Raw genomic sequence first — 21754 nt, forward strand, 5'->3', positions numbered from 1 at the left:
TTACCGACCTCACCCGCTCATGGCTCGCTCCAGGGCTCCCGCGCCTCCGCGTCCTCCTCCGGGCGCGCGTCGCGGAAGCGGCGGCGTTCCCGTGGGGAGCGCGGCGGGCTGTCGGCGAGCCGCATGACGACACCGTCCCGGCCCGCGACCACGGGCCGCGGCGACCGGGCCGCCTTCGCCCGGTACTGGGCGGCGTCCGCGAGCCGGAACAGCCTGCGGCCCGAGCGCACCTGGCCGATCGGATCACCGGTGGACGCGACCCCGCACGCGACTCCCGCCCCGAGCTCCAACTCCGCTGCTCTCACGCACAGTTCCTCGGCGGCCTTGACGACCTCGTCGGCCGAGGGCCCCGCGGTCACCAGACAGAACTCGTCACCGCCCAGGCGCGCCGCGAGGGCGCCCGGCAGCATCGCCCCGCAACGGGACAGCACCGATCCGAAGCGCTCCAGCAGACGGTCGCCGACCGCGTGCCCGAGCGTGTCGTTGACCTGCTTGAGGCCATTGAGGTCGCAGACCACGAGACTGACGACCGAGCCGTCCCTGCGGTGGCTCTCCAGCGCCTCGTCCAGGCGGGTGTCGACGGCGCGGCGGTTGGCGAGACCCGTCAGCGGGTCCGTGAAGGCGAGCCTGCGCACCTCCTCCAGCCGCTCGGTCTGCGCGATGCCGGCGGCCACGACGGAGGCGAGTACGGTCGCGAAGTCGGCGTCCTCGCGGTCGAAGACGGGCGCGTCGAGCGGCCGCGCCACGTACAGCTCGCCCCAGGCGCGGCCGTGCAGCACGATCGGGGCCACGACACAACAGCCGCGCCGCCGCCTGCGCAGGGCGGCGACCCTCTGGTGGCAGTAACCGTGCCCCTCGGTCGCGGGGCCGTCGGCGGTCTCCACCCACGCGTCGGGTTCACCGCCGCCCGCCCACTGCTCGTGCAGGAACTCGGTGATCTCCGGGAAACGGTTCACCGGATACGTTTCCGACTCCGGGAACTCCTCCTCCCCCTCGGCCCGTTGTCCGGCGTTGACCAGCACCTTGAGCCGACCCCGTTCGCGCTCCCACACGGAGAGCGCGGCGAAGGTGCCGTCCAGTGCGACGCAGGCGCCCAGGGCCGCCGCCCGCCAGGATTCGCGCGGTGTGTGGGCGGCCGCCATCGCCTGCGCCAGCGCCACCACGGAACGCAACCGCCGATCCTCAGCCATCTCCCCAGCTTAGGGAGGTTTCGACTGATTTGATCCGTTGGCGCGGGGTCGCTCGGCGGGCCGGGCGGAGTCACTCGCCGGGGCAGGAGCGGGTCACTCCCCCAGCCAGCCGGGGCAGGAGCGGGTCACTCCCCGAGCCAGACGGTCACTTGCCTTGGCCGGCCAGGTCGATCACCGGAGCGGGGGCGGGTCACTCGCCGGGCCAGGCGGGCTTCCGCTTCTCGTTGAACGCGGCGACGCCTTCGGCCCGGTCACCGGAGAAGGCCGTCGCCCGCCAGGCGGCGTCCTCGACCTCCAGCCCGGCCCGCAGGTCGAGCCCCTGCCCGAGCCGCATGGCCTTCTTGGCGTTGCGCAGGCCCACCGGCGAGTTGACGGCGATCCGCGCGGCGAGCGCGAGGGCCTCGGTGCGGGCGTCCTCCGCGAGCACGTCCACGAGCCCCAACTCCCGGGCCTCCACGGCCTCCACGCGCCGCGCGGTGAAGACGAGCTCGGCGGCCCGCGCGGCCCCGACCCGGCGGGGCAGCAGCTGGGTCCCGCCGCCGCCGGGGATGACGCCGACGGAGACCTCGGGCAGACCCACCACCGCGGTCGCGTCGGCCACGATCACATCGCAGGAGAGCGCGAGCTCGAAACCGCCGCCGAGGGCGAAGCCGTGCACGGCGGCGACGGTGGGCATGGGCAGCTCCAGCACGCCGGTGTACGCCCCGCGGGCGGTGGGGCGCTGGCGCACGAGGTCGGCGTCCGAGAAGGAGTTGCGCTCCTTGAGGTCGGCGCCGACGCAGAAGGCGCGGTCGTTGCTGGAGGTCAGCACGGTGACCCGGACGCCCCGGTCGGCCGCCAGCGCCTCGCAGGCGGCGCCGAGGGATACGGCCATGTCGGTGGACACGGCGTTCATGGCCTTCGGCCGGTCGAGAACGAGCTCGGCGACGTGCCCCTGCTCGTGCCTGCGGACGACGACGTACTCCCCGAAGCGCTGCTCGGACTCCGACATGACAGCCACCCTCCCGGTTAACGATGGTTCACGTGGCCCTCACTCTACGGGCGCCGCGCACGGCCATGGCCGCGGGTCACCGGGCAGCGGTCAGGCGCGCCGGGAGAGGAGCCAGGGCTCGACCACGCCCAGGCCGCGGACCGGCCGTTGCCACATCGGCTGCAGCCCGTAGCGGTACGGCAGCGGCTCCTCGCTCTCCTTCTCCGCCTCTGCCGCCTCGGCTTCCGACTGCGGTGCGTCCCCCGTCCTGATCAGCTCCTCGGCGAAGGCCCCGTCCACGAGCACCGCGTCCTTCGGCGCTATCGACGTCAACCGGCTCGCCAGGTTCACCGTCGTACCGAAGACGTCGCCCATCCGGGTCGTGACCGTCCCGAAGGCGATGCCCACCCGCAGGGCCGGCATCGTCTCGTCCTGGGTCATGGCGTCGATGAGCCTCAGGGCGATCTCCGCCGCCGTGCGCCCCTCGTCCGCCGCGTACAGGACCTCGTCGCCGAGGGTCTTGATGAGGCGGCCGCCGTGCGCCGCGACCAGGTCGGCGCAGGTGGTCTCGAAGGACTCGACGAGCTCGCCCAGTTCCTCCTCCTCCAGGCGGCGGGTCAGCCGGGTGAAACCGACGAGGTCCGCGAAGCCGACGGCCAGGCGGCGGTCGACCATCTCCTCGTCGTCGGCCGCCTGCACGACCCGGCCGGTGGCCGCGGCGAGCTGGCGCCGCCAGACGTACACGAGGAACTCCTCCAGCTCGGGCAGGAGCAGCTCGACGAGCGGATAGGTGACCTCGGTGCGGGTCATGCCGGGCTCGGGGGGCTCGGTCAGGCCCTCCAGGAAGGAGTCGATCTGCCATTCGGCCAGTCGGGCGGTGGTCTGCCCGGTGGACCGGGCCACCTGCACGGCCATCGGCTCGCTGAGCAGGCCCGCCTCGACAAGACCGGCCAGCCGTCGCAGGGCCAGTACGTCGGCTTCGGTGAGCGCCTTTGCCTGGCCGATGTCGGCGAAGCCCATCGCCCGCCAGAAGCGGGAGGCCAGCTCCATGGAGACGCCCGCGGTCCGGGCGGCCTGGAAGGCCGTGTAGCGCCGCTCCGCGCCCAGAATCAGCTGTTCGAGGCGGATGGCCAGCGGATCGTCGGTCGGCTCCGCGGTGTGGTCGACCTCGTGGTGCGGCGTCGGATGCACCGAGCCGGAGCTCGTACCCGAGCCCGTTTCACCATCGCCCGCGCCGCGATCGCCCGCGCCGGAAGTGGTGTCGTCGACGGTCACCACCCGCCTCCTGCCCGTTCCCTGCGCACTGCCCTGCCGATCTGTCGCTCGATCGCCTCAACGATACGGCAGGTGTGCCCCAGCTCACGTCCCGGCGACGGACCCGATGCACGCCGCGCCCGCTCCGGCGGGGCGGCCGATGCGCGCCCGCGCCCGCGCCCGCGCACCGCGGGGCCGCCTGGCCCGGGACGGCACCGGGGGCCGCGCACGAACCGCGGGGCCACCTGATCCGGGACAGGGGGTTCCGGGCCGCGCTTGCGGCTCGGCCGGCCCCACCGCCCGGGCCGCCGGCCGGCCGTTCAGTGGGATCACCGCCCGGCCCGCCGGGGCAACGGGGCCGCGAAACCGGGCCGCTGGGCCCCGCGCGTGCCGCTCGACCGGGCCCGCCCGGGCACTGTGGACACCGCTCCGCCCCCGCCGTGCCGCCCGCCCGCCCGCCGGGGCGTCCGTTGACCGGGGGCGGCGGGTCCCCATGAGCGCGGTACTCCGGTACCGGTCCGGGTAACCGGGGCGCGGGTCCCCGTGGCCGGGGACTGGGTTCCGTGACCGCAGTACCGGTGCCGCGTAACGGGGTACCGGGGCCGCGTAACGGCGTACCGGGGCCGCGTAACTGGTCCGCAGAGTTCCGCGAGGGCGTGCCGGGGACGCGGCCAGTCGTCCGCACCGCGCCCCGCGGCACGTGGGCCGCACCGCGGCACGCCGCTCGGCCAATCCGCGCCAGCACCGTGGGGCCGCACCGGACGCCGCTCGGCCCGCCAGGTCGGCCGAGCGCCGCGGCCATGACCGCGACGCCACAACGCCACCGGGCCAACCGCCGCGACGCCATCGGCCGACCGCCGCCCAGCCCGCTGGACACCCGTTCACGCCCGCCCGCCCGGTCAGTCGGCCGCCCGCAGGTGCACGATGTCGCCCGCGCTCACCGCGACGCGCTCGCCGTCTTCGGCCACCAGGACCACCCGGCCGTCGCCGTCCACGGCGACGGCCTCGCCCCTGACCGAGCGGCCGCCCGGCAGCTCCGCGCGCACGGTGCGGCCCAGGGTCGCCGAGCCCGCCGCGTACGCCTCCTGCACCCCGGACGCGCCGGGATCGCCGCCGGCCGCGCGCCACCGGTCGTACCACTGCTCCAGCGAGCGCAGTACGGCCCGCAGCAGAGGGTCGCGGTCGGTGGACACGGCGTTCGCGAGCGCGAGGGAGCCCGCGGTGGGGACGGGCAGCTCGTCGGCGCGCAGGGACACGTTGACACCGATGCCGAGGACCACCGCGTCGTCCCCGGCGCGCTCGGCGAGGATGCCGCCGGCCTTGCGCTCCTCGCCGCCGACGGTGACCAGGAGGTCGTTGGGCCATTTGAGGGACATGTCGGTGCCCGCGGCCCGCGCGAGGCCGGTCGCGGCGGCGACCCCTGCGAGCAGCGGGAGCCAGCCCCAGCGTTCGACGGGGACCTCGTCGCCGGGGCGCAGGAGTACGGAGAAGAACAGACCCGACCGCGGCGGCGCGATCCAGCTGCGGTCCAGGCGGCCGCGGCCCGCCGTCTGCTCCTCGGCGACGAGCACCGCACCCTCCGGCAGGGACGCGGCCCGCCCCGCGAGGTCGGAGTTGGTCGAGCCGGTGGCCGCGACCACATCGAGCGACGTCCACAGGGAGCCGGGGACCAGCAGGGCGCGGCGCAGCGCGGGGACGTTAAGCGGGGGCCGGCCGAGGTCGGACCAAGGGCTTGCGGGCGCGCCGTCAGGCGCATTGTCTGGCGTCATGCAAGCCAGGTTAGGTGTGGTAAACGCCGCACTGCCGAACGGTATCCACGCCGATACGCTACGAGTCAGTAGCAACGGAACCCACTCATCGACTTCCGTTACCGTCCCCGTGATCAGCCAGGGAGCCGCATCCCGATGTCCGAGCCGGAACAGAACGACATCCACACCACCGCGGGAAAGATCGCGGATCTTCAGCGCCGTATCGACGAGGCGACGCATGCCGGCTCCGCACGTGCCGTGGAAAAGCAGCATGCCAAGGGCAAGTTGACCGCCCGCGAGCGGATCGACCTGCTGCTGGACGAGGACTCGTTCGTGGAGCTGGACGAGTTCGCGCGCCACCGTTCGACGAACTTCGGCCTGGAGAAGACCCGCCCGTACGGCGACGGCGTCGTCACCGGTTACGGCACGGTCGACGGCCGGCCCGTCGCGGTCTTCTCGCAGGACTTCACCGTCTTCGGCGGTGCTCTCGGCGAGGTGTTCGGACAGAAGATCATCAAGGTGATGGACTTCGCGCTGAAGACCGGCTGCCCGGTCATCGGCATCAACGACTCCGGCGGCGCACGCATCCAGGAGGGCGTCAGCGCGCTCGGCATGTACGGCGAGATCTTCCGCCGCAACACGCACGCGTCGGGCGTCATCCCGCAGATCTCGCTCATCGTGGGCCCGTGCGCGGGCGGCGCCGTCTACTCCCCCGCCATAACCGACTTCACGGTGATGGTGGACCAGACGTCGCACATGTTCATCACCGGCCCCGACGTCATCAAGACGGTCACCGGCGAAGACGTCGGCTTCGAGGAGCTCGGCGGCGCGCGCACGCACAACACCACCTCCGGTGTCGCGCACCACATGTCGGGCGACGAGAAGGACGCGATCGAGTACGTCAAGTCCCTCCTGTCGTACCTGCCGTCGAACAATCTCTCCGAGCCGCCGGCGTTCCCCGAGACCGCCGACACGGCCGTCACCGACGAGGACCGGGAGCTGGACACGCTCATCCCGGACTCGGCGAACCAGCCGTACGACATCCGCACGGTGATCGAGCACGTGCTGGACGAGGGCGAGTTCCTGGAGACGCAGTCCCTGTTCGCACCCAACCTCGTCACCGGCTTCGGCCGGGTGGAGGGCTTCCCGGTCGGCATCGTGGCCAACCAGCCGATGCAGTTCGCCGGCTGCCTGGACATCAACGCCTCGGAGAAGGCGGCCCGTTTCGTACGCACCTGCGACGCGTTCAACGTGCCGGTGCTGACCTTCGTGGACGTGCCGGGCTTCCTGCCGGGCGTGGATCAGGAGTACGGCGGCATCATCCGGCGCGGGGCGAAGCTGATCTACGCGTACGCCGAGGCCACCGTCCCGCTGATCACGGTCATCACGCGGAAGGCGTTCGGCGGCGCGTACGACGTCATGGGCTCCAAGCACCTGGGTGCGGACCTCAACCTCGCCTGGCCGACCTCCCAGATCGCGGTCATGGGCGCGCAGGGCGCGGTCAACATCCTGCACCGGCGCACCATCGCGGCGGCGGAGGACCAGGAGGCGACGCGGGCGCGGCTCATCCAGGAGTACGAGGACACGCTGCTGAACCCGTACACGGCCGCCGAACGCGGCTACATCGACGCCGTGATCATGCCCTCGGAGACACGGGCCCAGGTCGTCAAGGGGCTGCGTCAGCTGCGTACGAAGCGGGAGAGCCTGCCGCCGAAGAAGCACGGCAACATCCCCCTCTAGGCCGGACAGGAGTCGTCATGATCAAGGTCGTACGCGGGAACCCGACCCCGGAGGAGCTGGCCGCCGCACTGGCGGTGGTTCAGGCCCGGGCCGCGGCCAGTGCCGAGGCCGCGGCTGCCGGGGCGGCTCTGTCCCCGATACCGGAGGGCTGGTCGGACCCCGCGCGTATCGCACGGGCCAGCAGGCCGCAGCCGGGCCCACGGTCGTGGGCGCGCAGCTACTGGCCTGCCTGAGGCCGCTTTCCAGCATGGGCCGGGCCCCGCGTCGGGGGGCCCGGCCCATGCTGGATCGCGCCGAAGGACTCCGCACGGAGCCGACGGAGGGCTGCGCGCGGGCGGGGTGTGCGTGGTCCCGACGGGGGAGACGGGTTGAGTACGCGTACTCAGGCGCGAGGCGGCGCTCGGTCGCAGCATCGAAGGCATGCTCTGGTCCGACCCGAAGAACGAGCCGCCCAAGGAACTGCGCGACATGCAGGCGATGCTCCGCCGCGCGGGGATTCTGCTGGCGCTGGCCATGGTGGTGGGGATGGTCGTGGCGGGCCTCCGGTGAGGGCGCGGCGGGGGCCGTTGACCGAACCGGGACTCCGCCCAGACGCTGCGCGGCGTCGCCGCCGGCCGCAGGCACACCCGGCCTCGCTGGGCGCACGCCCACCCACGGCCGCCAGGCCGTAGGGGGAGTTCGAGGCGCGGGGGCCGGGAGTGAGCCTTGCGGCACGCCGCACGGGCACAGCACCACCAGGCCATCGGCCCACCTGCCACGCCCGGCGCGCGAAGCGCGGGATCCGGGACATAGCCCCGCAAGCACGCCACACCGGCACAGCACCACCAGGCCATCGGCCCACCTGCCACGCCGATGTGCGAAGCGCGGGGGCAGAGCCCTTGAGGAGGAGGATCAGAGCGGGGACGGAGGCCCTCGAAGCCGCGTGCGGGCGGCCGCCTAACATGGCCGCATGACCTCCCCCGCCCGTCCGCGTCTCGTGCTCGCGTCCGCCTCTCCCGCGCGGCTCAACCTGCTCAAGCAGGCCGGGCTCGATCCGCATGTCATCGTCAGCGGTGTCGACGAGGACGCCCTCAGCGCGCCCACCCCGGCCGAACTCGCGCTGGCGCTCGCCGAGGCCAAGGCCGCCGCGGTCGCCGCGCGGCCCGAGGCCGCCGGTGCGCTGCTCATCGGGTGCGACTCCGTGCTGGAGCTCGACGGCCAGGCGCTCGGCAAGCCCGCCGACGCCGAGGAGGCCACCGCCCGGTGGAAGGCGATGCGTGGCCGGGCGGGCGTGCTGCGGACCGGGCACTGTGTCATCGACACGTCCACCGGCCGGCAGGTGTCCGCGACCGCGTCCACGACCGTACGGTTCGCCGAGCCGACGGATGCCGAGATCGCCGCCTACGTCGCGAGCGGCGAACCGCTGCACGTGGCGGGCGCGTTCACGCTCGACGGGCTCTCCGCCCCCTTCGTCGAGTCCATCGAGGGCGACCACAGCAACGTCATCGGCCTCTCCCTGCCGCTGCTGCGCAAGCTGTTCGCCGAGTTGGGCATTTCGATCACCGACCTCTGGGTCTGACGATCCTCCGGGTCCGGCGATCTCCGGATCCGACCGTCAGGCCGACGGTCAAGCGGGCGGTCATGCGGTCGATCACGTCGGCGCTCACGGGGGTCACGCGGGGTCACGCGGGCGCGGCCTCCTTCGGGGCCGCCTCCTGCTCCGGAGCGTCGTCGCCGCCGTACGTGATCAGGGACAGCACCAGCAGGCCGAGCACCAGCATCATCCAGGCGAACGCCGGCCAGCCGACCAGGCCCACCGTCAGCGCGCCCAGCACCCCGTGCACGACCGCACAGCCGATCAGCAGGATGCGGGGGAACCGGCCGGGCGCCCGGTCGCGTATGCCCATCAGGAGCAACAGCGCGCCGCACACCGCGAGGAACAACCCCGAGCCGATCCCCATACCCCAGGTGCCGGCGGCCATCGCGTCCGGGTCGAGACCGTCCAGTGACATGCTCTGCGCCTCGACGAAACGGGCCATGATCCCGTTGATCACGACGATGCCGACGGCCTCCACCAGCAGGACGATCGCAGCCACGACGGCCACCGGTCTGCGCACCATGGCGCCCCCAACCCTCTGTTACCGGACGTACGTACGACAACGCGAACGCTACTGACCAGTAAACGCAGGGACAAGAGGCGTGACACTCTCCGTCACACGGCAAAGATTCATTGGGCCATTCGTAGGGACTCCACAAAGAAACCCATTCGGCCGCTGCGTCCTCGAACAGAGACCTTGGCCACACCAGAGGGCTACTGTGCGAGGGAGGAACCCGTCGTACCGTGGTGCGACAAGGGATTTCGCGTGTCAGCGAGCCTCGAATCACGCTCCGTGTGGGCAAGCTCACCATTGGGGACGGGTCGAAAGGCCGTGTCGGCAGTCCCTAAACTCAGCTTGTTTCAAGGAGGGAGCCATCGTGCGCAAGGTGCTCATCGCCAACCGTGGCGAAATCGCTGTCCGCGTTGCCCGTGCCTGCCGGGACGCCGGGATCGCGAGCGTAGCCGTCTACGCCGATCCGGACCGGGACGCTCTGCATGTCCGGGCGGCCGACGAAGCGTTCGCCCTGGGCGGTGACACCCCGGCCGCCAGTTACCTGGACATGGCCAAGGTGCTGCAGGCCGCGGCCGATTCGGGAGCGGACGCCGTCCACCCCGGCTACGGCTTCCTGTCCGAGAACGCGGAGTTCGCCCAGGCGGTGATCGACGCGGGGCTGACCTGGATCGGTCCGCCGCCGCAGGCGATCCGCGATCTTGGTGACAAGGTCGCCGCCCGTCATATCGCCCAGCGCGCCGGCGCCCCGCTGGTCGCGGGCACGCCCGACCCGGTCTCCGGGGCGGACGAGGTCGTCGCGTTCGCGCGGGAACACGGTCTGCCGATCGCCATCAAGGCCGCGTTCGGCGGTGGCGGCCGTGGTCTGAAGGTCGCCCGCACGCTGGAAGAGGTCCCGGAGCTCTACGACTCCGCCGTCCGCGAGGCCGTCGCCGCCTTCGGCCGCGGCGAGTGCTTCGTCGAGCGCTACCTGGACAAGCCGCGTCACGTGGAGACCCAGTGCCTGGCCGACAGCCACGGCAACGTCGTGGTGGTCTCCACCCGTGACTGCTCGCTGCAGCGCCGCCACCAGAAGCTGGTGGAGGAGGCCCCGGCGCCGTTCCTGACGGACGAGCAGAACGCCGAGTTGTACCGCGCGTCGAAGGCCATCCTCAAGGAGGCGGGCTACGTCGGCGCCGGCACGGTCGAGTTCCTCGTCGGTGTCGACGGCACGATCTCCTTCCTCGAGGTCAACACCCGTCTCCAGGTCGAGCACCCGGTCACCGAAGAGGTCACCGGCATCGACCTGGTGCGCGAGATGTTCCGTATCGCCGACGGCGAGAAGCTGGGCTACGACGACCCCGCCGTGCGCGGCCACTCCTTCGAGTTCCGGATCAACGGCGAGGACCCGGGCCGCGGCTTCCTGCCCGCGCCCGGCACCGTCACCACCTTCCGCCCGCCGACCGGCCCGGGTGTCCGCCTGGACGCGGGCGTCGAGTCCGGCTCCGTCATCGGCCCGGCGTGGGACTCCCTGCTCGCCAAGCTGATCGTCACCGGCGCCACTCGTGAGCAGGCGCTGCAGCGCGCGGCGCGTGCGCTGGCGGAGTTCGAGATCGAGGGCATGGCGACCGCCGTTCCGTTCCACCGCGCGGTCGTGGCCGACCCGGCGTTCACCGCCGACCCGTTCCGGGTCCACACGCGCTGGATCGAGACCGAGTTCGTCAACGAGATCAAGCCGTTCGCCGTCCCCGCAGAGGCCGAGGAGGACGAGGCCGGCCGCGAGACGATCGTGGTCGAGGTCGGCGGCAAACGCCTGGAGGTCTCGCTGCCCTCCTCGCTGGGCATGACGCTGGCGCGCACGGGCCTGGCGGCGGGCGCGAAGCCGAAGCGCCGGGCGGCGAAGAAGTCCACCTCGGCCGCCTCGGGCGACACGCTCACGTCGCCGATGCAGGGCACCATCGTCAAGGTCGCCGTGGAGGAGGGCCAGGAGGTCACGGAGGGCGATCTGATCGTCGTCCTCGAGGCGATGAAGATGGAGCAGCCGCTCAACGCGCACCGCTCCGGCACCGTCAAGGGCCTCGCGGCGGAGGTCGGCGCATCGCTGACCTCCGGCGCAGTCATCTGCGAGATCAAGGACTGACGCAGCACGTCAGCATGTGGGGCCCGCCCCTGGTCCGCGTCGGCGGCCCGGGGGCGGGCCCCACATACATGTCCACTCACGGCGGGCCGCCGATCCGGCAATGGCATCCTGGAACCGGAGTGGACTCCGGAAGGACGAGGCGATGGCAACCAGTACGGTCGGCACGACCGCGGACACGACAGCGGGCGCGCCCGCACCGCGGCCCATGCGGGCCGATGCCCGCCGCAACTACGAACGTCTGCTCACCGAGGCGCGCGCCGTCTTCGCCGAGCACGGCACCGACGCGTCGCTGGAGGAGATCGCCCGCCGATCGGGCGTGGGCATCGGCACCCTGTACCGGCACTTCCCCAACCGCCACGCGATGATGAGCGCGGTCTTCCAGGAGGCGCTGGCCGACCTGTTGGCACGCTCCCGCGAACTGGTCGGCGCCGAGCAGCCCTGCGGGGCGCTCGTGGAGTGGCTGCGCGCCCTCATCACACATGCGGGTGAGTACCGGGGCCTGGCCCGCGCGCTCATGTCGGCGGCGGCGGACAGGGAGTCGGCGCTGGCGGCGTGCAGCGTCCCCCTGCGCGAGGCGGGGATGCGGCTGCTGGCACGGGCACAGGAGAGCGGCGCGGTTCGGGCGGACGTGTCGATCGGCGACCTGATGCAACTGACGAACGCGATCGCGCTGGCGGCGGAGGAAAGCCCGGAGGACGGGGAGCTGGCGGACCGCCTGCTGACGCTGACGCTCCGGGGTCTGAAGGCGGACCCGGCGACTGCCCCGAGCGGGTGAGCGGACAGGCGACCACCCGGGGCCGCCCGCGTTGAGCCGTGGCCGGCTCCGGTGCCGGGGCTCCCAGCGCCCGCGCGGGCCGGCTTCGAGCAGGAATCCGAGCCGGGACCTGAGGCGGACCCGAACCGGGACTGGGCGACTGCCCCGATCCGGTGAGCCGCGCGATGATCACGCCCGGGCCGTCCGCAGCGCTGCTGCCGACGTGTTGCCGTGATCACGACGAAGCCGGAGGCTGCCGCCTGCTGGTTCTGTCTCCGGTCATCCGTGCCTGGGCGGGTGCCCGGCGGTAGCGCGCCGCATCGGTGAGCGGGCGGCGCGCACAGCACGGGAGGGTAGGACGCCACAGCAGTGGGAGCAGAGCCGACGGCCGGGTCGCCGTGGGCAGCGGCCCGGCAGTGTGGCCGACGGCCAGGCGGCCCGGCCTCGTGACACGCGACCGGCAGGTGACTGATGGTCAGGCGTCTTGGCCGCCGGCCCGGCGTCATGGACGATGGCCCGGCATCGTCGGCGGCGACGAGGCGTTGGAGGCCGCGGCCGCGTCGTCGTGGGCAGCGGCCGGGCGTCGTTGGTGGCGGCGGCCCGACATCATGACCGATGGCCTGACATCGGTGCCGACGGCCAGGCACCATGGCCGGTCCTCCCGTTTCGGCGCCCGGGATCGGGCAACGCAACCCCCAGCCCGTAGCCGTGATCGGCGTCAGACACCCATCGTGGCGCGACAGGAACCGGCTCGTGAGCCGAGAGCCGCGATTCGGTCGCCAAGGGCCGCGTAAGCGGCTTCAGCGGCGGCGGAGGTCCGCGACCCGGGGTGAACGGTCCTGGAGTTGCTCCGGGGCCAGGGCGCCGCCCGCACTGCGCAGGGGGGCGCGGGTGCGGCGCTGGCCGGGGAGCGGGACCTCGTGGCGGGCGGTGGCCGCCGTGGCCGCCGCCCCCGCCACGGTGATCTGTACGCCCTGGTCCGCCAGCGCCTGCAGCTCCGTCGCCGCCCGGTCGTCATGGGGCGGGGGCTCGTCCGTCACCAGGCGGGTGATCACGTCCGTGGGCACGGTCTGGAACATCGTGTCGGTGCCGAGCTTGGTGTGGTCGGCCAGCACGACGACCTCCGCGGCGGCCTGCACCAGGGCCCGGTCCACGCTCGCCGAGAGCATGTTGGACGTGGACAGCCCCCGCTCGGCGGTGAGCCCGCTCCCCGAGAGGAAGGCCCGCGAGACGCGCAGTCCCTGGAGCGACTGCTCGGCCCCGCTGCCCACCAGGGCGTAGTTGGAGCCGCGCAACGTCCCGCCGGTCATGACCACTTCGACCCGGTTGGCATGGGCGAGCGCCTGCGCCACCAGCAGCGAGTTGGTGACCACGGTAAGGCCGGGGACGCGGGCGAGCCGGCGCGCCAGCTCCTGCGTCGTGGTCCCGGCACCCACCACGATGGCCTCGCCCTCTTCGACGAGTCCGGCGGCGACATCCGCGATGGCCGTCTTCTCGGCCGTCGCGGACAGGGATTTCTGCGGGAAGCCGGACTCGCGGGTGAAGCCGCCCGGCAGTACCGCACCGCCGTGCCGGCGGTCGAGGAGTCCTTCTGCCTCCAGTGCCCGCACGTCCCGCCGTACGGTCACTTCGGAGGTCTGGACGACGCGGGCGAGCTCACGGAGCGACACGGCTCCGTTGGCGCGCACCATTTCGAGGATCAACTGACGACGTTCTGCAGCGAACACGAAACTGACAGTAACCCCACCGCCCATCAGTTTTCAGCTCTATGCGCCGGATAGCGGAAATTGCGCATTTGAGAGGCCGCCAAGTGGTATAGGCGGCCTCTCAGTTGATCGCTTGCCGCGCGGAGTGCCGGGGTTCGCCGGGTTTCGTCCCCCGCCGGGCGCCGTCAGCTCTCGGCGGTTGCCTTGCGGGTGTGCAACTGGCGTGCCACCTCGGCGATCGAGCCCGACAGAGACGGGTACACGGTGAAAGCGTTTGCGATCTGTTCCACCGTCAGGTTGTTGTCGACGGCGATCGAGATGGGGTGGATCAGTTCCGAAGCACGCGGTGAGACGACGACACCGCCGACCACGATCCCCGTGCCCGGCCGGCAGAAGATCTTGACGAAACCGTCCCTGATGCCCTGCATCTTGGCCCGCGGGTTGCGCAGCAGCGGGAGTTTGACGACGCGGGCGTCGATCCTGCCCGCGTCGACGTCCGCCTGGGTGTAGCCGACCGTCGCGATCTCGGGGTCGGTGAAGACGTTCGAGGAGACGGTCTTCAGGTTCAGCGGGGTGACCGCGTCGCCCAGGAAGTGGTACATCGCGATACGGCCCTGCATCGCCGCCACCGAGGCGAGGGCGAAGATGCCGGTGACGTCACCGGCCGCGTAGACGCCGGGGGCGGAGGTGCGCGAGACCTTGTCGGTCCAGATGTGGCCGGAGTCCTTCAGCCGTACGCCGGCCTCCTCCAGACCCATGCCCGCGGTGTTCGCGATCGCGCCGACCGCCATCAGGCAGTGCGTGCCGGAGATGACCCGGCCGTCGGAGAGCGTGACCTCGACCCGGTCGCCGACCCGCTTGGCGGACTCGGCGCGGGAGCGGGCCATGACGTTCATGCCCCGGCGGCGGAAGACCTCCTCCAGGACCGCGGCCGCGTCGGGGTCCTCGCCCGGCAGGACGCGATCGCGGGAGGAGACGAGCGTGACGCGCGAGCCGAGCGCCTGGTAGGCGCCGGCGAACTCCGCGCCGGTGACACCGGAACCGACCACGATGAGCTCCTCGGGGAGCTCGTTCAGGTCGTACACCTGCGTCCAGTTCAGGATGCGCTCGCCGTCGGGCAGGGCGTCGGGGATCTCGCGCGGGTGGCCGCCGGTCGCGATCAGGACGGCGTCCGCGACGAGCGTCTCCTCGCTGCCGTCGGCGGCACGCACGATCACCTTGCGGGAGCCGTCCATCGCCTGCTGCCCGTCGAGGCGGCCGCGGCCGCGCATGACGCGGGCGCCGGCGCGGGTGACGGAGGCGGTGATGTCATGCGACTGGGCGAGCGCGAGACGCTTGACACGCCGGTTGACCTTGCCGAGGTCGACGCCGACGACGCGGGCCGCCTGCTCGATGTGCGGGGTGTCGTCGGCCACGATGATGCCGAGCTCCTCATAGGAGGAGTCGAAGGTCGTCATGACCTCGGCGGTGGCGATCAGGGTCTTCGAGGGCACGCAGTCGGTCAGCACCGACGCCCCGCCCAGACCGTCGCAGTCGACGACGGTCACCTCCGCACCCAGCTGGGCGGCGACGAGCGCCGCCTCATAGCCGCCGGGTCCGCCACCGATGATCACGATCCGGGTCACGAAAAAGTCCGCCTCGCATTGTCGGTCCCGGCCCGCCTGCCCGCTCTGCCGGGGGTCCGGGGGTCCCCCCGGGGAATGCAGTACGTACTTCATTGTCCCGCACCGCGTCGCGGTTCTCGCCCCGGGGGCGGTATACGGCCGCGACCACGGCACTTGCCCTCGCCCGGGCGTCCGCCGACCGTCGCGCACACCCGGACATGTCGGCCGCTCCGCCGCCCGCTCCCGTACCCTCGACCCCATGTCGCTCTACGCCGCGTACGCCGGCAACCTCGACGCGCGGCTGATGACCCGCCGCGCACCGCACTCGCCGCTGCGCGGCACCGGCTGGCTGAACGGCTGGCGGCTCACCTTCGGCGGCGAGCAGATGGGCTGGGAGGGGGCGCTCGCCACCATCGTGGAGGCACCGCGGTCCCAGGTCTTCGTCGCGCTGTACGACATCGCGCCGAAGGACGAGGACTCGATGGACCGCTGGGAGGGTGTCGGCCTCGACATCTACCGGCGCATGCGGGTGCGGGTGCACACGCTGGACGGCGAGGAGGCGGCCTGGGTGTATGTGCTGAACGCGTACGAGGGCGGGCTGCCGTCCGCCCGCTACCTGGGCGAGATCGCGGACGCGGCGGAGTCGGCGGGGGCACCCCACGACTATGTGATGGAGCTCCGCAAGCGCCCCTGCTGAGGTCCGCCGCAAGCGCCCGTGCTCAGGTCCGCCGCAAGCGCCCCTGCTCAGGTCCGGCCCCGCCCGGAGGGCGCCTTCCGGCCCACCTCGGTGCCCGCGCGGTGACGCTCCGCTCATTCGTCGGAAACGACAAGGCAACGATCCGGAGACCGTGTACTGCGTCATCTACGCGCGTAGGGATTGTCGGGTTACCCTCGTCGGCGTGAACGCTTCTGTGAATCCGGACCTCATCGGCGCTCTCGCCGACCCCCATGCCGCGGCCGACGCCGCCGCCGCGCGGCTGCGCGAGCTGACCGGCACCGAGACCCATGACGTCGCGCTGGTGATGGGCTCCGGCTGGGCCCCCGCGGTCGACGCGCTCGGCGCGCCCGAGGCCGAGTTCCCCGTCACCGAACTGCCCGGCTTCCCCCCGCCGGCGGTCGAGGGCCATGGCGGCAAGATCCGCTCGTACCGCATCGGCGACAAGCGCGCGCTGGTCTTCCTGGGCCGTACGCACTTCTACGAGGGCCGTGGCGTCGCCGCCGTCTCCCACGGCGTGCGCACCGCCGTCGCCGCCGGCTGCAAGACCGTCGTGCTGACGAACGGCTGCGGCGGTCTGCGCGAGGGCATGCGCCCGGGTCAGCCGGTGCTGATCAGCGACCACATCAACCTCACGGCCACGTCGCCGATCATCGGCGCCAACTTCGTGGATCTGACGGACCTGTACTCCCCACGGCTGCGGGCACTGTGCAAGGAGGTGGACGAGTCGCTGGAGGAGGGCGTGTACGTCCAGTTCCCCGGCCCGCACTACGAGACCCCGGCCGAGATCAACATGGTCCGCGTGATGGGCGGCGACCTCGTCGGCATGTCCACGGTCCTCGAGGCGATCGCCGCACGCGAGGCGGGCGCCGAAGTGCTGGGCATCTCCCTGGTGACGAACCTGGCGGCGGGCCTGACGGGCGAGCCGCTGAACCACGAGGAGGTCCTGCAGGCGGGCCGGGACTCGGCGGCGCGGATGGGTGAGCTGCTGACGCGGGTGCTGGACCGCATCTGAGCCGGTGCGGTCGGGGGCGGCGCGCCGCAAGACGTTTTCCGTCGGGGGCCCGGCCCATTTCTTGGCGCTGCGCCCCGGGGGTACCAGCCCCGGCCCCGTACCGCTTGGCGCGGGAGCCTCGGTCTTCCCTGGCCTTCGCCAGGGGCCCGGAGGGGCCGGCCTCGCTGGGGCGCGGCACCCCGGCCCGTCCGGCAACCCCGGTCGGGCCTGGCTCGGTGTCGCACGGCACCCTGGGCCACCGAACCCCATCGGGCTCACCCACCCCCGCCGAACCCGCCGGCCCCAACGGGCCCATCGTCGGCTCACCAGCCCCGCCGGGCTCACCTGGCCCACCGGCCGTCCCCGTCGGCGGGCCAGGGTTCGGGGCCGGGCCCCGACGAGCGCGCCGCGCCCGTGGCCGCGAATGGGCTGAGAATCCCGCCCCGCTGGGCGCACCTTCCACGGCCGTCAGGCCGTAGAGGGAGCTTGAGGCCCGCGGCCCGGGGCGGCGCACCGCAAGCCCGCCCCGCGGCTTCCGGCCTCTCGCCGGCGTACGAAGCGCGGGGCTCGGGGCGGAGCCCGACGGGGCCCACGGGGCAGCGCCCCGGTGGAGGCAGCGGCGCGCGCAGGGGCGGAAAAGCATCGCGCGCAGGAGCCCGGCGCGCACACTCGACGTACTCACACACGAGAGGCGGACCAACCGTGCAGCAGGACCTCATCGCGCGGGCCCAGGCGTGGCTCGCGGAGGACCCGGACAGCGAGACCCGGGACGAGCTCGGCAAGCTCATCGAGGCGCGCGACCTCTCCGAGCTGGCGGACCGGTTCGGCGGGACGCTGCAGTTCGGGACCGCCGGGCTGCGCGGGGAGCTGGGGGCCGGGCCCATGCGCATGAACCGGGTCGTCGTCATCCGGGCCGCCGCCGGGCTCGCCGCGTACCTCAAGGACAAGGGCCAGGGCGACGGCCTCGTCGTCATCGGCTACGACGCCCGCTACAAGTCCGCCGACTTCGCGCGCGACACGGCCGCCGTCATGGTCGCCGCCGGCCTGCGCGCCGCCGTGCTGCCGCGGCCCCTGCCCACGCCCGTCCTGGCCTTCGCCATAAGGAAGCTGGGCGCGGTCGCGGGCGTCGAGGTCACGGCGAGCCACAACCCCCCGCGGGACAACGGCTACAAGGTCTACCTCGGCGACGGCTCGCAGATCGTGCCGCCCGCGGACGCCGAGATCGCCGCCGAGATCGACGCGATCGCGAGCATCGACGACGTACCGCGTGCCGAGGACAGCTGGGAGACCCTCGGCGACGAGGTCGTGCAGGCGTACCTGGAACGTACGGACGCGGTCCTCACCGCCGCCTCCCCGCGTACGGCCCGTGTCGTCTACACGGCCATGCACGGCGTCGGCAAGGACGTGGTGCTCCAGGCGTTCGCACGGGCCGGCTTCCCCGCGCCCGCGCTCGTCGAGGCGCAGGCCGAGCCCGACCCCGAGTTCCCGACTGTCGCGTTCCCCAATCCGGAGGAGCCGGGCGCCATGGATCTCGCCTTCGAGACGGCCCGCCGGGTGCGTCCGGACGTCGTCATCGCCAACGACCCGGACGCGGACCGCTGCGCGGTCGCCGTCCCCGACGACTCCGCCGAGGCCGGCTGGCGCATGCTCCGCGGCGACGAGGTCGGCGCGCTGCTCGCCGAGCATCTCGTGCACAAGGGAGCCACCGGGGTCTTCGCCGAGTCGATCGTGTCCTCGTCCCTGCTGGGGCGCATCGCCCGGGCGGCCGGGCTCGGCCACGAGGAGACCCTGACCGGTTTCAAGTGGATCGCGCGGGTCGACGGTCTGCGCTACGGCTACGAGGAGGCGCTCGGCTACTGCGTCGACCCCGGCGGTGTGCGCGACAAGGACGGCATCACAGCCGCCCTCCTCGTCGCCGAACTGGTCTCCGAGCTCAAGGAGCAGGGCCGTACGCTCGACGAGCTTCTCGACGACCTCGCCGTCGCGCACGGACTGCACGCCACCGACCAGCTCTCGGTGCGGGTCGAGGATTTGGGCGTCATCGCGAACGCGATGCGCGCGCTGCGCGAGCGGCCGCCGGTGATGCTGGCGGGCCTGCGGGTGACGAGCGCCGAGGACCTGACGCGGGGCACGGACACGCTGCCGCCGACGGACGGGCTGCGCTACTACCTCGACGGCGAGTTCACCGCCCGCGTGATCGTCCGGCCGAGCGGCACCGAGCCGAAGCTCAAGTGCTACCTGGAGGTCGTGGTACCGGTCGCCGACGCGAGCGAGCTGGCCGCGGCCCGGGAGCGTGCGGCCGGTGTGCTCGCGGACATCAAGCGCGACCTCTCGTCCGCGGCCGGCATCTGAAGCCCGGCGCGCCGGAGTCGACGGCCCGCGGTCCTGCCGATGCCGGGGCCGCCGCACGACGGGAGCGTGCGGCCGCCCCGGTGAAGGCCGCCCCCGGCGGGCAGGCACCGGTACGAACGGGCTCCCGCGCCCTGCGACTCGGCACCGGTACGGGGCGGGCCACCGGCGCCCCATCGGCTCGGCACCGGTACGGGCGGGCCCCCGGCGCCCCATCGGCTCGGCACCGGTACAGGCCGGACCTCGCGGCCCGGCAGGCACTCCGACACAGGCCGATCCCGGCGGGCCGGCGGCCTCCGCGGCCCATCAGACCGCCTTGGTACGGGCCGAGGCGGCCGGAGTCGACTCCGGTACAAGCCGACCCTCAGGGCCCGGCGGCCCCTCCGGGGCCCGGCCCGTCACGTCGGCACCGGTACAGGACCAGGCCCGCGGCCCGTCGGGGCCGGCCTCGGTGCAGGCCGAGGCGAGTCGGCGTCGACTCGGTACACGCGGCCCCAGCGGCCCGGCGGCCTCTCGGGGGGCGTCAGCTCAGCACCGATACAGGCAGTACCCCGCTGCCCGGCAGGCCCTCCGATACAGGCCGACCCCCAGGCCCCGGCGGCCTCTCCGAGGCTCGTCGCCTACCCCGCTACAGGCCGACCCCCCAGGCCCCGGCCGCCTCTCCGGGGCTCGTCGCCTGCCCCGCTACAGGCCAGGCCCGCGCCCGTCAACGGCCCCGGTACAGGCCGAGGCACGGGGTCGACTCCGATACAGGCCGCCCCCACGTCCCGGCCGCCCCTCCGGGGCCCCGCGCGCGTCAGGCCAGGCCGAGCACCAGGGCGAGCAGCACCACGCCCGCCGCCATCGGGGCGAACACTTCGTATGCCCACCGCACCTGGGGCTCGCCCTGCGCGGACGAGCGCGGGGCCAGGTGTTCGGCCATGTCGCGCAGGTCCGCGATCGTCTGGTCCGCCGGCGCCATCCGCGTCTGCGTGTCGGTGACGTCCGCCGTCACCGACGTGGCGCCGTGCGGGTCGTCCGTCGCGCTGTGCATCTGCCGCCGGGCAGCGCGCTTGCGCTGGCGCAGGGAGACGGGGATGGCCCACATCTGGTACTTCGTGCCCTCGATGGTGAAGAGCTCGCTGGAGTACCCGGCCCGTACGTCCGCGACGGCGCCCCACGGCAGCGTGATCGTCCGGAACGGGTTCCTGATCCTCAGCCGCTCCTCGTTCACGAACACCGCGGGACGCATGCTGAAGGCGACGATCAACGGCACCACGAGCAGTGCGGCCGCCAGCGCCAGCCACGGCGTGCGGCCCTCGCCGCGCACGAGCGCGTCCACGACCATCCAGGCGATGAGCGCGAGCAGCAGTCCACCGCCCGCCATCCCGGCGGGCGACCGGAAGACCCGGTCGGCGTAGGAGGAGTCGGCCGGCTGCTGGGGGCTTGTCATGGGTCCGATTCTGCCGTACGCCCGCAACCGGCCGCCGGGACCGGTCCCACGAGGGACCGCCCGCGATCCACCTGTGACCTCTCCGGGCGACGCACCCCCTGTACAGGTCGCTACGCGCGTAGATATGCTCATCTGGTGACCATGCCCACCATTGCACCAGCATTCGCTGACGTGACCGCGTCCGACAGCACGCTGCGCCGCTTCCTGCACGGGCTGCCCGGCGTCGACGCCGTCGGCCTGGAAGCGCGAGCCGCGTCCCTCGGCACCCGTTCGATCAAGACCACGGCGAAGGCGTACGCCATCGACCTGGCCATCTCGATGATCGACCTGACGACGCTCGAAGGCGCGGACACCCCGGGCAAGGTCCGGGCGCTCGCCGCCAAGGCCGTCCATCCCGACCCGACCGACCGCACGACCCCGCGCACCGCGGCGGTCTGCGTGTACCCCGACATGGTGGCGACCGCCAAGGCCGCCCTGGCGGGCTCCGGTGTCAAGGTCGCCTCCGTCGCGACCGCCTTCCCGGCCGGCCGTGCCGCCCTCGACATCAAGCTCGCGGACGTCCGCGACGCCGTGGCCGCCGGCGCCGACGAGGTCGACATGGTGATCGACCGCGGCGCCTTCCTGTCCGGCAGGTACCGACAGGTCTTCGAGGAGATCCGGGCCGTCAAGGAGGCCTCCGGAAGCGCCCGGCTGAAGGTCATCTTCGAGACCGGTGAGCTCTCCACGTACGACAACATCCGCCGCGCCTCCTGGCTCGGCATGATCGCCGGCGCGGACTTCATCAAGACCTCGACCGGCAAGGTCGCGGTCAACGCCACCCCGGCCAACACCCTGCTGATGCTCGAAGCCGTCCGTGACTTCCGGAAGCAGACTGGGGTACAGGTGGGCGTGAAGCCCGCCGGCGGCATCCGCACCAGCAAGGACGCGATCAAGTTCCTCGTGCTGGTGAACGAGACCGTGGGTGACGACTGGCTGACCAACCACTGGTTCCGCTTCGGCGCCTCCAGCCTGCTGAACGACCTGCTGATGCAGCGCCAGAAGCTGGCGACCGGCCGCTACTCCGGCCCCGACTACGTGACGGTGGACTGATCA

General features: G+C 72.8%; 18 protein-coding genes. 10 read left to right on the forward strand and 8 right to left on the reverse strand.

Annotation, left to right across the window (positions count from 1 at the left end; all coding sequences use genetic code 11):
* Positions 1-17: 17 nt before the first annotated feature.
* From ACH5AF_RS32380 to ACH5AF_RS32395, 4 genes are all read right to left on the reverse strand, one after another.
* On the reverse strand, positions 18-1190 hold the full coding sequence (locus tag ACH5AF_RS32380; protein WP_398906719.1) for a diguanylate cyclase domain-containing protein: 1173 nt from the start codon (positions 1188-1190) through the stop codon (positions 18-20).
* A 190-nt stretch (positions 1191-1380) separates the two neighbouring features.
* Entirely contained in the window at positions 1381-2181 is an 801-nt protein-coding gene (locus ACH5AF_RS32385; protein WP_398906721.1) for an enoyl-CoA hydratase/isomerase family protein, read from the reverse strand.
* 90 nt (positions 2182-2271) lie between these two features.
* Positions 2272-3435 carry an adenylate/guanylate cyclase domain-containing protein gene (locus tag ACH5AF_RS32390; RefSeq protein ID WP_398906723.1) on the reverse strand — a complete coding sequence of 388 codons (1164 nt, stop codon included), beginning with the start codon at positions 3433-3435 and terminating at the stop codon, positions 2272-2274.
* 878 nt (positions 3436-4313) lie between these two features.
* Positions 4314-5183: a biotin--[acetyl-CoA-carboxylase] ligase gene (locus ACH5AF_RS32395; protein WP_398906725.1), complete on the reverse strand. Its 870-nt coding sequence runs from the start codon at positions 5181-5183 to the stop codon at positions 4314-4316.
* Positions 5184-5318: 135 nt separating this feature from the next.
* Here ACH5AF_RS32395 and ACH5AF_RS32400 point away from each other — a divergent pair, with 135 nt between their 5' ends.
* From ACH5AF_RS32400 to ACH5AF_RS32415, 4 genes are all read left to right on the forward strand, one after another.
* Positions 5319-6902 (forward strand): acyl-CoA carboxylase subunit beta, encoded by a 1584-nt coding sequence (locus tag ACH5AF_RS32400; protein WP_398906727.1) that lies wholly within the window; start codon positions 5319-5321, stop codon positions 6900-6902.
* Between the two features lie 17 nt (positions 6903-6919).
* Positions 6920-7135, forward strand: a complete 216-nt coding sequence (locus tag ACH5AF_RS32405) for an acyl-CoA carboxylase epsilon subunit (protein ID WP_398906729.1) — start codon at positions 6920-6922, stop codon at positions 7133-7135.
* A 187-nt stretch (positions 7136-7322) separates the two neighbouring features.
* Entirely contained in the window at positions 7323-7451 is a 129-nt protein-coding gene (mmpB, locus tag ACH5AF_RS32410; protein WP_398906730.1) for a morphogenic membrane protein MmpB, read from the forward strand.
* A gap of 400 nt (positions 7452-7851) precedes the next feature.
* A complete protein-coding gene (locus ACH5AF_RS32415) occupies positions 7852-8460 on the forward strand; it encodes a nucleoside triphosphate pyrophosphatase (protein WP_215183332.1) in 609 nt (202 codons plus the stop codon).
* Positions 8461-8563: 103 nt separating this feature from the next.
* Here the strand turns inward: ACH5AF_RS32415 and ACH5AF_RS32420 are convergent, their stop codons facing one another.
* On the reverse strand, positions 8564-9001 hold the full coding sequence (locus ACH5AF_RS32420; RefSeq protein ID WP_398906732.1) for a hypothetical protein: 438 nt from the start codon (positions 8999-9001) through the stop codon (positions 8564-8566).
* Positions 9002-9356: 355 nt separating this feature from the next.
* On the opposite strand from ACH5AF_RS32420, the gene ACH5AF_RS32425 reads away from it, so the two are divergent.
* Both ACH5AF_RS32425 and ACH5AF_RS32430 read left to right on the forward strand, forming a co-directional pair.
* Entirely contained in the window at positions 9357-11108 is a 1752-nt protein-coding gene (locus tag ACH5AF_RS32425) for an acetyl/propionyl/methylcrotonyl-CoA carboxylase subunit alpha (RefSeq protein WP_398906734.1), read from the forward strand.
* Between the two features lie 142 nt (positions 11109-11250).
* A complete protein-coding gene (locus tag ACH5AF_RS32430; RefSeq protein ID WP_398906736.1) occupies positions 11251-11883 on the forward strand; it encodes a TetR/AcrR family transcriptional regulator in 633 nt (210 codons plus the stop codon).
* Between the two features lie 779 nt (positions 11884-12662).
* On the opposite strand, the gene ACH5AF_RS32435 is transcribed toward ACH5AF_RS32430, so the two are convergent.
* Both ACH5AF_RS32435 and ACH5AF_RS32440 read right to left on the reverse strand, forming a co-directional pair.
* A complete protein-coding gene (locus ACH5AF_RS32435; RefSeq protein WP_398906794.1) occupies positions 12663-13553 on the reverse strand; it encodes a DeoR/GlpR family DNA-binding transcription regulator in 891 nt (296 codons plus the stop codon).
* A gap of 200 nt (positions 13554-13753) precedes the next feature.
* Positions 13754-15193, reverse strand: a complete 1440-nt coding sequence (locus ACH5AF_RS32440; protein ID WP_398906737.1) for an NAD(P)H-quinone dehydrogenase — start codon at positions 15191-15193, stop codon at positions 13754-13756.
* A gap of 238 nt (positions 15194-15431) precedes the next feature.
* On the opposite strand from ACH5AF_RS32440, the gene ACH5AF_RS32445 reads away from it, so the two are divergent.
* The 3 genes from ACH5AF_RS32445 to ACH5AF_RS32455 all read left to right on the forward strand — a co-directional run bounded on the left by ACH5AF_RS32445 (position 15432) and on the right by ACH5AF_RS32455 (position 19233).
* Positions 15432-15869: a gamma-glutamylcyclotransferase gene (locus tag ACH5AF_RS32445; RefSeq protein ID WP_398906738.1), complete on the forward strand. Its 438-nt coding sequence runs from the start codon at positions 15432-15434 to the stop codon at positions 15867-15869.
* 202 nt (positions 15870-16071) lie between these two features.
* Entirely contained in the window at positions 16072-16902 is an 831-nt protein-coding gene (locus tag ACH5AF_RS32450) for a purine-nucleoside phosphorylase (protein WP_398906739.1), read from the forward strand.
* Positions 16903-17583: 681 nt separating this feature from the next.
* Positions 17584-19233, forward strand: coding sequence for a phospho-sugar mutase (locus tag ACH5AF_RS32455; protein ID WP_398906741.1), 1650 nt, complete (start codon positions 17584-17586; stop codon positions 19231-19233).
* A gap of 793 nt (positions 19234-20026) precedes the next feature.
* Here the strand turns inward: ACH5AF_RS32455 and ACH5AF_RS32460 are convergent.
* Complete coding sequence (locus ACH5AF_RS32460; RefSeq protein ID WP_398906742.1) at positions 20027-20662, reverse strand: PH domain-containing protein; 636 nt, start codon at positions 20660-20662, stop codon at positions 20027-20029.
* A 141-nt stretch (positions 20663-20803) separates the two neighbouring features.
* On the opposite strand from ACH5AF_RS32460, the gene deoC reads away from it, so the two are divergent.
* On the forward strand, positions 20804-21751 hold the full coding sequence (gene deoC, locus ACH5AF_RS32465; RefSeq protein ID WP_398906796.1) for a deoxyribose-phosphate aldolase: 948 nt from the start codon (positions 20804-20806) through the stop codon (positions 21749-21751).
* Positions 21752-21754 lie beyond the last annotated feature (3 nt).

The sequence above is a fragment of the Streptomyces sp. NPDC018833 genome (assembly GCF_044390825.1).
GTDB lineage: Bacteria > Actinomycetota > Actinomycetes > Streptomycetales > Streptomycetaceae > Streptomyces.

What these genes read in the sequence shown, in the direction of transcription:
- ACH5AF_RS32380 (WP_398906719.1), bottom strand. Translation starts at nt 1,190, where the DNA reads ATGGCTGAGGATCGGCGGTTGCGTTCCGTGGTGGCGCTGGCGCAGGCG.
- ACH5AF_RS32385 (WP_398906721.1), bottom strand. Translation starts at nt 2,181, where the DNA reads ATGTCGGAGTCCGAGCAGCGCTTCGGGGAGTACGTCGTCGTCCGCAGG.
- ACH5AF_RS32395 (WP_398906725.1), bottom strand. Translation starts at nt 5,183, where the DNA reads ATGACGCCAGACAATGCGCCTGACGGCGCGCCCGCAAGCCCTTGGTCC.
- ACH5AF_RS32400 (WP_398906727.1), top strand. Translation starts at nt 5,319, where the DNA reads ATGTCCGAGCCGGAACAGAACGACATCCACACCACCGCGGGAAAGATC.
- ACH5AF_RS32405 (WP_398906729.1), top strand. Translation starts at nt 6,920, where the DNA reads ATGATCAAGGTCGTACGCGGGAACCCGACCCCGGAGGAGCTGGCCGCC.
- mmpB (WP_398906730.1), top strand. Translation starts at nt 7,323, where the DNA reads ATGCTCTGGTCCGACCCGAAGAACGAGCCGCCCAAGGAACTGCGCGAC.
- ACH5AF_RS32415 (WP_215183332.1), top strand. Translation starts at nt 7,852, where the DNA reads ATGACCTCCCCCGCCCGTCCGCGTCTCGTGCTCGCGTCCGCCTCTCCC.
- ACH5AF_RS32420 (WP_398906732.1), bottom strand. Translation starts at nt 9,001, where the DNA reads ATGGTGCGCAGACCGGTGGCCGTCGTGGCTGCGATCGTCCTGCTGGTG.
- ACH5AF_RS32430 (WP_398906736.1), top strand. Translation starts at nt 11,251, where the DNA reads ATGGCAACCAGTACGGTCGGCACGACCGCGGACACGACAGCGGGCGCG.
- ACH5AF_RS32435 (WP_398906794.1), bottom strand. Translation starts at nt 13,553, where the DNA reads ATGGTGCGCGCCAACGGAGCCGTGTCGCTCCGTGAGCTCGCCCGCGTC.
- ACH5AF_RS32445 (WP_398906738.1), top strand. Translation starts at nt 15,432, where the DNA reads ATGTCGCTCTACGCCGCGTACGCCGGCAACCTCGACGCGCGGCTGATG.
- ACH5AF_RS32460 (WP_398906742.1), bottom strand. Translation starts at nt 20,662, where the DNA reads ATGACAAGCCCCCAGCAGCCGGCCGACTCCTCCTACGCCGACCGGGTC.
- deoC (WP_398906796.1), top strand. Translation starts at nt 20,804, where the DNA reads ATGCCCACCATTGCACCAGCATTCGCTGACGTGACCGCGTCCGACAGC.